We start from the raw sequence: 13,213 nt of genomic DNA on the forward strand, positions 1-13,213 counted from the left end.
ACTGGGCATGACGAAGATCGTCAACCACTGGATCGGCGGCAAGTCCGTCGACGGCGCGTCGGGCACGTTCGGGCCGGTCACCGACCCGGCGACCGGCGCGGTCACCACCAAGGTCGCCTTCGCGAGCGTCGACGAGGTGGACGCCGCCGTCGCGGCCGCGAAGGACGCCTTCGCGACCTGGGGCCAGTCCTCGCTGGCCCGGCGCACCGAGATCCTGTTCCGGTTCCGGGCGCTGCTGGACGCCCACCGCGACGAGATCGCCGAGCTGATCACCGCCGAGCACGGCAAGGTGCACTCGGACGCGCTCGGCGAGGTGGCCCGCGGCCTGGAGATCGTCGACCTGGCCTGCGGCATCAGCGTGCAGCTGAAGGGCGAGCTGTCCACCCAGGTCGCCACCCGCGTGGACGTGGCCGGGATCCGCCAGCCGCTCGGCGTCGTCGCGGGGATCACGCCGTTCAACTTCCCGGCCATGGTGCCGATGTGGATGTTCCCGATCGCGATCGCGTGCGGCAACACCTTCGTGCTGAAGCCGTCCGAGAAGGACCCGTCGGCGTCGGTGCGCCTCGCCGAGCTGCTCGCCGAGGCCGGGCTGCCGGACGGCGTGTTCAACGTGGTGCACGGCGACAAGGTGGCCGTCGACCGGCTCCTGGAGCACCCGGACGTCAAGGCGGTGTCGTTCGTCGGCTCCACCCCGATCGCCCGCTACATCCACACCACCGCCTCCGCCAACGGCAAGCGCGTACAGGCCCTCGGCGGCGCCAAGAACCACATGCTGGTGCTGCCGGACGCCGACCTGGACGCGGCGGCCGACGCGGCCGTCTCGGCGGCCTACGGCTCGGCCGGCGAGCGCTGCATGGCCATCTCCGCCGTGGTCGCCGTCGGCGCGGTCGGCGACGAGCTGGTGCGCCGGATCCGCGAGCGCGCCGAGAAGATCGTCATCGGCCCCGGCAACGACCCGGCCTCCGAGATGGGCCCGCTCATCACCAAGGCCCACCGCGACAAGGTGGCCTCCTACGTCGAGGGCGCGGCGGCCGACGGCGCCGAGGTCGTCCTGGACGGCACCGGCCACACCGTCGAGGGCTTCGAGGACGGCCACTGGATCGGCATCTCGCTGCTGGACAAGGTGCCCACCAGCGCCAAGGCGTACCAGGACGAGATCTTCGGCCCGGTGCTGTGCGTGCTGCGCGTCGACACCTACGAGGAGGGTCTCGCGCTGATCAACGCGTCGCCCTTCGGCAACGGCACCGCGATCTTCACCCGGGACGGCGGCGCGGCCCGCCGCTTCCAGCTCGAGGTCGAGGCCGGCATGGTCGGCGTGAACGTGCCGATCCCGGTGCCCGTCGGCTACCACAGCTTCGGCGGCTGGAAGGACTCGCTCTTCGGCGACCACCACATCTACGGCAACGACGGCACGCACTTCTACACCCGCGGCAAGGTCGTCACCACCCGCTGGCCGGACCCGTCCGAGGCCCCGGCGGGCGTGGACCTGGGCTTCCCGCGCAACCACTGACCCCACGGCGGCGGTGCGCCGCTCCACCCCGCGGGGGAGGAGCGGCGCACCGGCGTGTCACTGGCCGAGCGCCTTGTCCCGCTGCGCCCGGACCTGCTCGGTCAGGTCGGCGGTGTCGGAGGCGGGCGGCGCCGTGATCGGCCGGGTCGCGCCGAACTTCAGGAAGTCGATGGTCACGTCCATGCCCGCGCCGCTCTGCTTGACCCGCACGGGCAGGTCCTTGCCGTCGACCCAGACGTCGTAGGTGACCCTGCCGCCGCCGGCCTGCAGGGCACCCAGGGCTGCCTTCTTCTCGGCCGGGGTCAGCTTCGAGCCGTTGATCTGCTCGGCGCCGACGCTGCCCCGGTAGTGCTCGGCCCTCCGGCCGAGGACCTTCTCCTCGCCGAGGTCCTTCACGTCCTTGGACGCGCCGATGTAGCGCAGGCCCGTGGTCGGGTCGGCGTTGTCGGCGATGTTGTCCGCGCCGGCCTCGCCGACGACGGCGGAGACGTCGATGCGCATCCAGTGCTTGCCCTCGAGCGGGCCGCTCGGCTGCGGGTCGACGCCGTAGTAGTAGGCGCCGTCGACCATCTTGACCTGCGTCGTCGGGTCGTCCTGCACGGACGACATCTGGGCCGCCGCGGTGTCCATCAGGACGTCCATGGCGGCGCCGTCGCCCCAGGAGTAGGTGCCGTTCATGGTGACCGGCCGGCCGCCGGTCGCCGTCAGCGACATCGTCGTGGCGACCTGCGCCGAGCCCGCCTGCGCGGTCCGGTCGGTCGCGCGGGTCAGCGCGGCCATGATCTGGCCGGAGCTCTTCCCGACGGCCGCCCCGGCCTTCCTGCCGGTGTCCTCCGCGGTGTCCTTCGCCGACCCGCCACCGCACGCGGTGGTCGCCACCAGAGCCGCCGTGGCCATGCCCAGCCAGGCAGCCGTGTACCTCGGCCTCATGAGTCCCCCCTGCTGTGAACCGTCTGTGATCTCCGACTGTATCGGGCGCCGCCGGCAACCCCGCGCCCGGATTTTTCGTCCGCGCGCGCTGCGGTTCCCGCACGCCCCAATCCGCCGGGTGTTGCGGCCCCTCCCTGCCGAATGCGCGATCAAAGGCGCCGCCCGCCTACGGATTCCGTAGGTAAACAGCTATTGACGTGGCGGTTTTCGTCGGGGTTCGATGCGGCATCGCCCCACTCATCGGAGGCATCCGCACGAGTCGATCGGAACCGCTTGATGACCGACACGCTCCGCCCCGTCGCCACCCCCGTAGCTCAGGCCCCGGACCAGGGCCCTCAGAAGCTGAAGCGTTCCATCGGCGTCGTCGGCGGCACCCTGCTGACGCTCTCCTGCGTGACCCCCGCCTCCACCCTGTTCGTCGTCGTCCCCGACCTGTTCGGCACGCTCGGCACCGCCACCGCCGTGACCATCGCCATCGGCTCCCTCCTCTGTATCGCCGTGGCGTTCTGTTACTCCGAGCTCGGCACCCTGATCCCCAGCGCCGGCGGCGAGTACGCGATGGTGTCCACGCTGGCCGGACGGCTCGCGGGCTGGCTGGTCTTCGTGCTCTCCCTGCTGGTCGTGATGATCGTCCCGCCGGTGATCGCGATGGGCACGGCGGACTACCTCGCCCCGATCGTCCACCTCGACCCGTCGATGACGGGCGCCGGCGTCATGCTCCTCGCCACCCTCGCCGGCCTGCTCGACCTGCGGGCCAACGCCTGGATCACCGGCATCTTCCTGGTCCTGGAGGTCATCGCGGCCGCCCTCGTCGCGGTGCTCGGCTTCTCCCACGGGCACCGGGGGATGGGCAGCCTGGTGTCGATGGAGGTGGCCGGCGCGGACGGCCACGCGGACACCGTGACGGCCATGCTCGTGGTCTCCGGCCTCGCCATCGCCCTGTTCATCACCCAGGGCTTCTCGACCGCCGTCTACCTCTCCGAGGAGCTGGAGAACCCCCGCCGCTCCGTCGCCCGCACGGTCCTCGCCACCCTCGCCATCTCCTCGGTGATCATCCTGGTCCCGGTCGTCGCGATCACCCTGGGCGCCTCCGACCTCTCCGAGCTGACCGGCGGCGACATCGGCTCCATGGTCACCGCCTGGTCCAACACCGCCGTCGGCACCTTCGTCAGCCTCTGCGTGGCGCTCGCGATCATCAACGCCGGCATCGTCATGGTCATCCAGAACTCCCGCGTCCTGTTCGCCTCCGCCCGCGACAAGGCGTGGCCCGAGCCGGTCAACGCCGTCTTCTCCAAGCTCGGCCGCTTCGGCTCGCCCTGGGTCGCCACGCTCGCCGTCGGCGTCCCCGGCGCGCTGCTCTGCTTCGTCGACCTGGACACCCTGTACGGCGTGACGGGCGTCTCCGTGACCGGCATGTACCTGCTGGTCGCCGTCGCCGCCCTGCTGTCCCGGCGCGGCGCCCACCGCCACACCGCCGCCTGGCGGATGCCGCTGTGGCCCGCCGTGCCGGTGCTGCTGATCGTGGTCCTCGCCTACATCCTCACCCAGCAGGACACCAGCTACCTGCTGTGGACCGGCGGCATCACCGCGGTCGCGACCCTGTACTGGGCGCTGTACCTGCGCCCGCGCAAGGAGACCCGCTGGCTGGTGTCCCTGCCGGAGGACGAGCAGGGCTGAGCCCGCGGGGAAGGGCCGCTCGCGTACCGCGGACGCGGTACGCGACCGCCCCGCCGTACCCCGGTGGGAGGGCCCCCGGATCAGCCCCCGGTCGGCACCGCCCCGGCGGGGGCGGCCCGTACCGTTGACGCATGGATCTTCGACTGCCCCGGCTCCGCGCCCCGCGGCGGCCCCGGCGGCTGGTCGCCGCCGCGGCCGCCGTGGCCGTCCTCGCCGGCGCCGGGACGTGGACGGCCGTGGCGTCGGACGACGCGCCGCCGGTGCACCGCGCCGACCGGGTGCTGCCCGTCGACGGCGTGCGGCTGGACACCTCGTACTTCACGGCCGGCGGCCCGGGGCGCCGCCCGGCCGTCCTGCTCGGCCACGGCTTCGGCGGCAGCAAGGACGACGTCCGCGCCCAGGCCGAGGACCTGGCCCGCGACGGGTACGCGGTGCTCACCTGGTCGGCCCGCGGCTTCGGCCGCTCCACCGGGAAGATCGGCCTGAACGACCCCTCCGGCGAGGTCGCCGACGTCTCGAAGCTGATCGACTGGCTCGCCGAGCAGCCCCAGGTCCGGCTGGACGCGGCCGGGGACCCCCGGGTCGGCGTGACCGGCGCCTCCTACGGCGGGGCGGTCTCCCTGCTGGCCGCCGGGTACGACCACCGCGTCGACGCCGTCGCCCCGGCGATCACCTACTGGAACCTCGCCGACGCGCTGTTCCCCGACGGCGTGTTCAAGAAGCTGTGGGCCGGCGTCTTCTTCAGCACCGGCGGCGGCTGCGCCCGCTTCGAGCCCGCGCTGTGCGCGATGTACCAGCGCGTCGCCCAGTCCGGCACCCCGGACGCCGCGGCCCGCAGGCTCCTCGCCGAGCGCTCGCCGTCCGCCGTCGCCGGCCGCATCGAGGTGCCCACGCTGCTGGTGCAGGGCCAGACCGACTCGCTGTTCACCCTCGCCCAGGCCGACGCCGCCCAGAGGGCGATCTCCGCCAACGGCGCGCCCGTCGACGTCGACTGGATCGCGGGCGGCCACGACGGCGGCGACCTGGAGACCGGCCGCGTCCGGGCCCGCGTCACCTCCTGGTTCGACCGCTACCTCAAGGGCGACGCAAGCGCGAGCACCGGCCCCGCCTTCCGCGTCACCCGCACCGGGGGCGTCGACTCCACCGACGGCGCGGCCCTGCTGCGCGGCGCGAGCGCCGACCACTACCCGGGCCTCCACAGCGGTCCGCGCCCCGTCCCCCTCTCCGGCGGCACCCAGCGCTTCGCCAACCCGGCCGGCGCCACCCCGCCCGCCGTGTCCGCCCTGCCCGGCCTCGGCGGCACGGGCGGCCTCGCCCAGCTCTCCTCCCTCGGCATCGGCGTCTCCCTCGACTTCCCCGGCCAGTACGCCGCCTTCGAGTCCGCGCCGCTCGCCGGCGGCCTGCGCATCACCGGCTCGCCGACGGTCACCGTGCACGTCACGTCGACCAGCGAGGACGCCGTCCTGTTCGCCAAGGTCTACGACGTCGGCGAGGACCGCGCCCGCCCGGTGCTGCCCGCCCAACTGGTCACCCCGGTCCGCGTGACGGGCGCCCGCGCGGGCAAGGACGTCACGCTCACCCTCCCGGCGATCGACCACGCGGTCGAGAAGGGCCACCGCCTGCGCCTGGTCCTCGCCTCCACCGACCTCGCCTACGCCTCCCCGGCCGCCCCCGCCACCTACACCGTGTCCCTGAAGGGCGACCTCGGGGTGCCGACCGCCGCCCGGGTCACCACGGCCGCCGCCCCGCTGCCGTCCTGGGTCTGGTGGCTGCCGCTCACCGGGGCGCTCCTCGCGCTCGGCCTGCTGCTCACCATCCGCCGCCGCACCGCCGCCCCGGCCCCCGACCCCGCCCTGGCCGACGTCCCGCTGCAGATCACCGGCCTGAGCAAGAAGTACGCCAAGGGCGACCGCTACAGCGTGCGCGACCTGTCCTTCCGCGTGGAGAAGGGCCAGGTCCTCGGCCTGCTCGGCCCCAACGGCGCGGGCAAGACCACCACCCTGCGCATGCTGATGGGCCTCATCACGCCCGACGCGGGCGAGATCCGCGTCTTCGGCCATGCGGTCCGCCCCGGCGCACCGGTGCTGTCCCGGGTCGGCGCCTTCGTCGAGGGCGCGGGGTTCCTGCCGCACCTGTCCGGCCGGGAGAACCTGGAGCTGTACTGGCGGGCCACCGGCCGCCCGCCCGCCGACGCCCACCTCGACGAGGCCCTTCGGATCGCCGGCCTCGGCGACGCGCTGGCCCGCGCGGTGCGCACCTACTCCCAGGGCATGCGCCAGCGCCTGGCCATCGCCCAGGCCATGCTGGGCCTGCCCGACCTGCTGATCCTCGACGAGCCGACCAACGGCCTGGACCCGCCCCAGATCCGCGAGATGCGCGAGGTGATGATCCGGTACGCGGCCGGCGGCCGCACGGTGATCGTCTCCAGCCACCTGCTCGCGGAGGTCGAGCAGTCCTGCACCCACCTGGTGGTCATGGACCGCGGCCGGCTCGTCCAGGCGGGCCCGGTCGGCGAGATCGTCGGCGCCGGCGACACCCTCCTGGTCGGCACCGCCGCACCCGTGGAGGACCCGGTGGTGGAGAAGGTCGTCGCGCTGCCCGGCGTCGCCTCGGCCGTGCGCGCCGACGGGGGCCTGCTGGTCCGCCTCGACGCCGACGGCACGGCCCAGCGCCTGGTCGCCGACCTGGTCCGCCTCGACGTGCCCGTGGCGTCGGTCGGCCCGCACCGCCGCCTGGAGGACGCCTTCCTCACCCTGATCGGAGGTTCCGCATGAGCGCCCTCACCGAGGCCGCCTCCGGCTACCGGGCGGGCCGCACCCTGCCGCTGCGCGTCGAGCTGGTCCGCCAGCTCAAGCGGCGCCGCACGCTGGTCATGGCCGGCGTCCTCGCCGTGCTGCCGTTCGTGCTGCTCGTCGCCTTCGCCATCGGCGGCGAACCCGGCGGCCGCAACGGCCAGGTGACCCTCATGGACACGGCCACCGCCTCCGGCGCCAACTTCGCCGCGGTCAACCTGTTCGTCTCCGCGGGCTTCCTGCTGGTGATCCCGGTCGCCCTGTTCTGCGGGGACACGGTGGCCTCGGAGGCGAGCTGGTCGTCGCTGCGCTACCTGCTGGCGGCGCCCGTGCCCCGCGCCCGGCTGCTGTGGTCCAAGCTCGTGGTGGGACTCGCCATGAGCCTGGCCGCGATGGTGCTGCTGCCGCTCGTCGCGCTCGCCGTGGGCACGGCGGCCTACGGCTGGGGCCCGCTCCAGCTCCCCACCGGCGGCGCGCTCGACGCGGGCACCGCCGCCCAGCGTCTGGTCGTGGTGGTGGCGTACGTCTTCGTGTCCCAACTGGTCACCGCCGGGCTCGCCTTCTGGCTGTCCACGCGGACCGACGCCCCGCTCGGCGCGGTCGGCGGCGCGGTCGGGCTGACCATCGTCGGCAACGTCCTGGACGCGGTCACCGCGCTCGGCCACTGGCGCGACTTCCTGCCCGCGCACTGGCAGTTCGCCTGGGCGGACGCCGTCCAGCCCACCCCGGAGTGGTCGGGCATGGTCCAGGGCACCGTCGTCTCGGTCACGTACGCCACCGTCCTGTTCGCCCTGGCCTTCCGGCACTTCGCCCGCAAGGACGTGGTGTCGTAGAAGCCCCCTGAGGGCGGCCCTCCCCGCGGGCCGGTCCGGGACGCCCGTCATGACGGAGGGCGGCCCCCCGGCATCGCCGGCGGACCGCCCTCGGTCGCGCGTCCGTTACTGGCCGTTGGCCGAGAGGATCGACACGTCCTCCAGCAGGTGGGCCAGCGCGCCGTCACGCTTGGTCTGCGTCGAGTTCTCGGTGCACTGCTGGTCCAGGTCGTCCGACAGGATCGGCAGGTCGTTGATCGGGACGATGTTGAGGATCGGGATGGCGACGTCGTTCACGGCGATGCACGGCTTGTTGAAGGAGCCCTGGATCAGCGCCATCTGCGGGCTCATGTACCCGTACGTGGCCGAGTTGCCGAAGCTCTGCGCCGCACCGTTGCCGTTGGCCACGGACGGCCCGGAGTCGTCACCGATCGCCATGGCCTGCGTGGCCGAGGCAGCGGAGGCACCCACGATGGAAGCGGCGATCGCTGCAGTGGCAATAACCTTCTTGATCACTGACCAGTCCTTTCTGATGAAACCCCGTCCACCGGAGCCTCCTGGTCAACTGGGCGGGCGCCGTACGGTTTCTCACGGTCACCCTGTCGGCCGATCGCGAGACAGTTTGTGTGCTGGTCGTTCGTGATGATTTTCCGTCGGTCGGGTGCCCTGCGCCCAACCGGGTGAACACCCGCAACCAATCATCCGGCGCCGGGTTGATGTCGCCGTAGGGCATGCGTCGCTACGAGGAAAGGAACGCGAAGTGCTCAAGAAGGCAATGGTCGCCGCGGCGGCCGCCGTCTCTGTCATCGGTATGTCGGCGGCGGTCGCCCCCCAGGCTCTTGCCATCGGGGACGACTCCGGACCGTCCGTCGCCAACGGGAACGGCGCCTCGACGTCGTTCGGCAACTCGGCGACCAAGGGCGACATGAGCCCGCAGCTGTCGCTGGTCGAGGGCACGCTCAACAAGCCGTGCCTCGCCCTGGAGGACATCCAGGTCCCGATCATCAACATCGTGCCGATCAACGATGTGCCGATCCTGTCGGACGACCTGGACCAGCAGTGCTCCGACAACTCCACCAACGGCAAGCGCGACGGCGCGCTGTCGCACATCCTGGAGGACCTGTCGGTCCTGTCGGCGAACGGCCAGTAGTTTCCGTATCGCAGGCAGTCCGGGCGGCCCGTCGGAGAACCGGCGGGCCGCCCGGCCGCTTTTCCGGAAGAAGCCTTTCTCTTACTGCGATCCGCCGATTATATGGGGGCGTTCGGGTGAATTCGGGGGCGACACGCGTGGGTGGGTTTCCTCGGCTGTCTATGACTCGTTTGCAGCCTGCAGGTCATGGTGCGAGCCTCTCCGGCTGTGCTCGCTCGGTTTCCTACCGTCATTCGATGCATGACCGCAGAGAAGGGAAAGTCATGAAGAAGAGCGCTGCTGTCGTCGCGGGCCTCGTCCTGGCTCTGGGTGGGGCCGCGCCGGCCTTCGCCGACGCCGGTGCCGAAGGGGTGGCCGTCGGTTCTCCCGGTGTCCTGTCGGGCAACGTGATCCAGGTCCCGATCCACGTGCCGATCAACGTCTGCGGCAACACGATCAACATGATCGGTCTGCTGAACCCGGCGTTCGGCAACACCTGCGTCAACGACTGACGACGCCTCACCAGCTCCGGCTGGGTCTGGGCCGGCCTTGGACACGTACCGCGTCTCCGAGGCCGGCTTTTTCCACCTCTCCGAGCAGGAAGACCACGAGATTGCGACAGACCCTGAGCAGGGGAGTGGTCGCGGCGGCGGCCGCGACCGGCATCCTGTCCCTGTGCGGCAGTTCCGCACTCGCCGACACGCAGGCGAACAGCGTCGCCGAGGGATCACCCGGCGTCCTCGCGGGCAACAGCGTCGAGGTCCCCGTCGAGGTCCCGGTGAACGCCTGCGGCAACACCGTCGACCCGGCCGGCGCCCTCAACCCCGCGTTCGCCAACGCCTGCGCCCAAGCGGCCGCGGCACGCTCCACGTCCCGCGGTTCCGACGCCATCGGTGACGCCTGGGGCCGCGACCACCACGACTGGACCCACGGCGTCCCCAGCGTCCCGGACGACACGCCCGAGCCCCAGGACCAGGGCGGCGGCCACGAAGCGTCCGGCGACGCGTCGAGCCATGACTCGGACGACACGTCCACGCAGGCCGCGCAGACCGGCGGTCACGACGCGTCCGGCGGCGACGAGGGCTACGGCTCCCACGACGCCCCCGAGTCCCCGGGCAAGGACCACGAGGGCTCGGGCCACGACGCGGGCTACGGCTCCGACGAGACCCCGAAGTCCCCGGGCAAGGACCACGGCGACTCGGGCTACGGCTCCGACGACTCCGGCTACGGTTCCCCCGGCGACGACCAGGGCCACCCCCCGGCCGGCGGCCACACCCCGCCCGACGAGGACTGCGAGGAGACCCCGCCCGGCGGCGGGGACCACACGCCTCCCGGCGGTGGGGACCACACGCCTCCCGGCGGTGGGGACCACACGCCTCCCGGCGGCGGTGGCGAGACCCCGCCCGGCGGTGGCGACCACACGCCCCCCGGTGGTGGCGAGACCACCCCGCCCGGCGGCGGTGACCACACCCCGCCCGGAGGGCAGCAGGAGCAGCCGCCCCAGCTGCCCCACACCGGGGCCGAAGGGCTGCTGGCCGCCTCCGGGTTCAGCGCGGCGCTGATCACCTCAGGCGCCCTGCTGTACCGGCGCGGCAGGTCGGCGTCCCGGCGCTGACCCCCCGGGGTGCCGGACGCCTCGCGCCCGGCACCCCACGCCCCGCTCCCCGTCGGCCGCCGTGCCTCACGCGGGCCCGGCGACCCCCACGCCCTCCCGCAGGTCCCGGTCCACCGGGACGTGCACCGCGCCGCCCGGCCGGGAGCCGCGCAGGTGGCGCAGTACCCCGCGGAGCAGGGTGCGCGCCGTGAAGGTGGCGCCGTGCACGAAGCGCATGGACGGGCCGAAAGCGGGGGCGGTGATCAGCCCGGCCAGGAACAGGCCGGGGTAGGTGGTCTCGAACGCGTGGTCCACCACCGGGGCGCCGTCCGGCGTCGTGGCCAGGTCCGCGCGCAGGCCCGGTGACAGCAGGGCCAGTCGGTCGCGGGTCGCCCGGAAGCCCGTGGCGGCGATGACGTGCTCGGTCTCCAGGGACCGGGACGGGCGGCCCGCGCCCGCGTCCAGCTCCAGGCGGACGCCGCCCGGCACCGGCCGTGCCGCGGTGACCCGGTGGGACGTGAGCACCTCGACGGCGCCCTCCACACGGTCGCGGATCCACCACGCGCCGGCCGGCCCCAGGGCCGTGGCCGCGATCCGGGACCGGGTGGTCCCGGGCAGGCGGCGGTACAGGCCCTGCCGTTCGGCGTAGAACCAGTTGCGCCAGCCGCACCCCAGCCCGCTGTGCGGGGCGCGCAGCGCACGCGTGCGGGGACGGTCCAGGGGCGGCGGGACGTCGTTCCAGCGCAGCCGGTCCGCGCGGGCCAGGACCCGTACCCGGGTGCCCTGTTCGGCCAGCAGCGCCGCCGTCTCCAGGGCCGCCTGGCCGCCGCCGACCACCGTGACGTCCCGGCCGCGGAAGCGGTCCAGGTCGGCGTGGTGGCTGCTGTGCGAGACCAGGGCGGGGTCCAGCGGGCGCAGGACCGGGGGGATCTCCACGAACGGCAGCACGCCGACCGCGAGCACGACCGCGCGGGCGGCCACCCGCTCGCCGTCGTCCGTCACCGCCTCGAAGCCGCCGGGCCGGGCCGCGATCCAGGTGATCGTGCGCTCGTCGACCTCGGGGACGGCGTGGCGGGCGAACCACTGCCCGTACGCCGCGAACGTCTCCACCGGGATCGGCGTCCCGTGCCGGGCCGGTGTCCCCAGTTCGGCGCAGTACGTCTCCAGCCGCAGGCGGCCGGCCGGGTCGGAGAGGTCGGACGCCCACGGCTCGGACTTCAGGAACATGCCCCGGGGCATGTGGTCGCGCCACGACGCCATGGGCCGCCCGAAGACCCGCGGGCCGAGCCCCGCGGCCGCGGCGTGGGCCGCGACGGACAGGCCGTACGGGCCGGCGCCCACCACCAGCAGGTCGTGCATCAGCGACTGCCCGCCTTCTCGTCGTCGGTCGGTCCGGACGCGTCCCCGCGACCGGCCGGTGCCGTCTGCCGTACCACCCGCGGAGTCCCACCGGGGTGCGCCGCGGCGGCACCGCGGCGCAGCCGCGCCAGCAGCCGTCCGCCGGCGTGCCGGCTCCACAGGCCCCACATCGCGCGGCCGGGCGCGGTGTCGTCACGGGCGCCCCAGGCCAGCTCGCGGCCGGCCGGGGCGGGGCGCAGCGCGGTCAGCGGGGCGTAGTTCTCCACCACGAACAGCCGCCCGGGCAGCGGTCGTCCGTCGGGCAGGGGACGGTGTGTCAGGTCGAGGTGCTGGGCGCGGACGACGTCCAGCCCGGCCGTGTCGGTGAAGAGCCGGAACTGGGCGCCGGGCCGGGGGTTGAAGTCGAGCAGGTGGTAGCGGCCGGTCGTGCCGCAGCGGCGGAAGTCCAGGTCGAAGATGCCCCGGTAGCCCAGTCCCGCGGCGAGCCGCTCGGCCAGCGCCTGCACCTGCGGGTTGGGCGTCCACGTGCCGGCCGCCGTCAGCCCCGCCGCGCGCGGCCAGGCCAGGAGCTTGCGCCCGGGGCCGCCCGCGCGCACCGCGCCGGACCGGTCGGCGTACCCGTGGAAGAACCAGTCGCGGCCGGCGCCCGGCGGCAGGAACTCCTGGAGGAGCAGCCGGCTGCCCGCCTCGGCGCCGCGCGCGTACAGCTCGCGTGCCTCCCGCGGGCTGCGCACCACCAGCGTGCTGCGCAGCCCCGCCCCGGCGGGCAGCAGCCAGGGGCGGCTCCACTTGGCGACCACCGGCAGCCCCAGCCGCCAGGCGGCCGCGGCGGCCTGGGCCGCGCTGTCGGGGACGACGGTCGTCGGGTGCGGGACGTCCGCCGCGGCGCACAGCTCCGCCAGCTCCGCCTTGTCGGCGACCCGCTCGGGCAGGTCGCCGGGCTGCTGCGGCAGCAGGAACGCGGGCGTCAGCCGCGCGCGCAGCCGGCTGACCGCGACCGCGCCCGCGTCGTCCATCGGGATCAGCACGGCGGGCCGTGCGACGCGCGCGGCCACCCGCAGCAGCGTGGCCGCGACCTCGTCGGGGCCGGCGCCGGGCGGCGGCGGGGGATGCAGCTCGCGCACGAACCGGGAGGCGCGTACGGGACTTCCCGTCACGTCCGCGACGAGGTGCACGTCGACGTCGGCTCTGCCGAGCGAGCGCACGGCCCCCAGCGTTCCGTGGTGAAAGGGATTCCGGTCGATCCGCAGCAGTACGGCGGGGACACGGGTGTCGAGCAGGGACACGTACCAATTTCCTTCGGTCGGTTCACCGGAGCGGCCGAGCGGAACACTCGAAAGCCGTAGCGGCGGTGGCGTACTTCCTTTTCGTGTGACTTTCATGTGACTGGCCGTCAGTAATTCGGCGTGA

The 13,213-nt window shown here is 73.7% G+C and carries 11 protein-coding genes; 7 read left to right on the plus strand and 4 right to left on the minus strand.

Going from position 1 to position 13,213, the window contains the following annotated elements; translation table 11 throughout:
- Positions 1 to 7 precede the first annotated feature (7 nt).
- The gene (gene mmsA / locus E4U92_RS00170) at positions 8 to 1,510 is read left to right on the plus strand and encodes a CoA-acylating methylmalonate-semialdehyde dehydrogenase (RefSeq protein ID WP_137298156.1); all 1,503 of its coding nucleotides are present in this window, start codon (positions 8 to 10) and stop codon (positions 1,508 to 1,510) included.
- Positions 1,511 to 1,567: 57 nt separating this feature from the next.
- On the opposite strand, the gene E4U92_RS00175 is transcribed toward mmsA, so the two are convergent.
- Positions 1,568 to 2,440 carry an SCO4651 family lipoprotein gene (locus tag E4U92_RS00175; protein WP_137298157.1) on the minus strand — a complete coding sequence of 291 codons (873 nt, stop codon included), beginning with the start codon at positions 2,438 to 2,440 and terminating at the stop codon, positions 1,568 to 1,570.
- Positions 2,441 to 2,716: 276 nt separating this feature from the next.
- Between E4U92_RS00175 and E4U92_RS00180 the strand changes: the two genes are divergently transcribed.
- The 3 genes from E4U92_RS00180 to E4U92_RS00190 all read left to right on the plus strand — a co-directional run bounded on the left by E4U92_RS00180 (position 2,717) and on the right by E4U92_RS00190 (position 7,742).
- Positions 2,717 to 4,117, plus strand: a complete 1,401-nt coding sequence (locus tag E4U92_RS00180; RefSeq protein ID WP_137298158.1) for an APC family permease — start codon at positions 2,717 to 2,719, stop codon at positions 4,115 to 4,117.
- A 131-nt stretch (positions 4,118 to 4,248) separates the two neighbouring features.
- On the plus strand, positions 4,249 to 6,891 hold the full coding sequence (locus tag E4U92_RS00185; protein ID WP_168725006.1) for a CocE/NonD family hydrolase: 2,643 nt from the start codon (positions 4,249 to 4,251) through the stop codon (positions 6,889 to 6,891).
- Positions 6,888 to 7,742, plus strand: a complete 855-nt coding sequence (locus E4U92_RS00190) for an ABC transporter permease (protein WP_137298159.1) — start codon at positions 6,888 to 6,890, stop codon at positions 7,740 to 7,742. The genes E4U92_RS00185 and E4U92_RS00190 overlap by 4 nt, the downstream gene beginning before the upstream one ends.
- Positions 7,743 to 7,847: 105 nt before the next feature.
- On the opposite strand, the gene E4U92_RS00195 is transcribed toward E4U92_RS00190, so the two are convergent.
- Positions 7,848 to 8,237: a rodlin gene (locus E4U92_RS00195; protein ID WP_137298160.1), complete on the minus strand. Its 390-nt coding sequence runs from the start codon at positions 8,235 to 8,237 to the stop codon at positions 7,848 to 7,850.
- 244 nt (positions 8,238 to 8,481) lie between these two features.
- Between E4U92_RS00195 and E4U92_RS00200 the strand changes: the two genes are divergently transcribed.
- From E4U92_RS00200 to E4U92_RS00210, 3 genes are all read left to right on the plus strand, one after another.
- The gene (locus E4U92_RS00200) at positions 8,482 to 8,871 is read left to right on the plus strand and encodes a rodlin (protein ID WP_137298161.1); all 390 of its coding nucleotides are present in this window, start codon (positions 8,482 to 8,484) and stop codon (positions 8,869 to 8,871) included.
- Positions 8,872 to 9,134: 263 nt separating this feature from the next.
- Positions 9,135 to 9,362 (plus strand): chaplin, encoded by a 228-nt coding sequence (locus E4U92_RS00205; RefSeq protein ID WP_137298240.1) that lies wholly within the window; start codon positions 9,135 to 9,137, stop codon positions 9,360 to 9,362.
- 101 nt (positions 9,363 to 9,463) lie between these two features.
- Positions 9,464 to 10,465 carry a chaplin family protein gene (locus E4U92_RS00210; RefSeq protein ID WP_137298162.1) on the plus strand — a complete coding sequence of 334 codons (1,002 nt, stop codon included), beginning with the start codon at positions 9,464 to 9,466 and terminating at the stop codon, positions 10,463 to 10,465.
- A gap of 66 nt (positions 10,466 to 10,531) precedes the next feature.
- On the opposite strand, the gene E4U92_RS00215 is transcribed toward E4U92_RS00210, so the two are convergent.
- Together E4U92_RS00215 and E4U92_RS00220 are read right to left on the minus strand one after the other, a co-directional pair.
- Positions 10,532 to 11,803 (minus strand): FAD-dependent oxidoreductase, encoded by a 1,272-nt coding sequence (locus E4U92_RS00215; protein ID WP_137298163.1) that lies wholly within the window; start codon positions 11,801 to 11,803, stop codon positions 10,532 to 10,534.
- Entirely contained in the window at positions 11,803 to 13,089 is a 1,287-nt protein-coding gene (locus E4U92_RS00220; RefSeq protein ID WP_137298164.1) for a carboxylate--amine ligase, read from the minus strand. Before E4U92_RS00220 ends, E4U92_RS00215 begins: the two co-directional genes overlap by 1 nt.
- Positions 13,090 to 13,213: the final 124 nt, after the last annotated feature.

This window comes from Streptomyces galbus (assembly GCF_005280195.1).
Taxonomy (GTDB): Bacteria; Actinomycetota; Actinomycetes; order Streptomycetales; family Streptomycetaceae; genus Streptomyces; species Streptomyces galbus.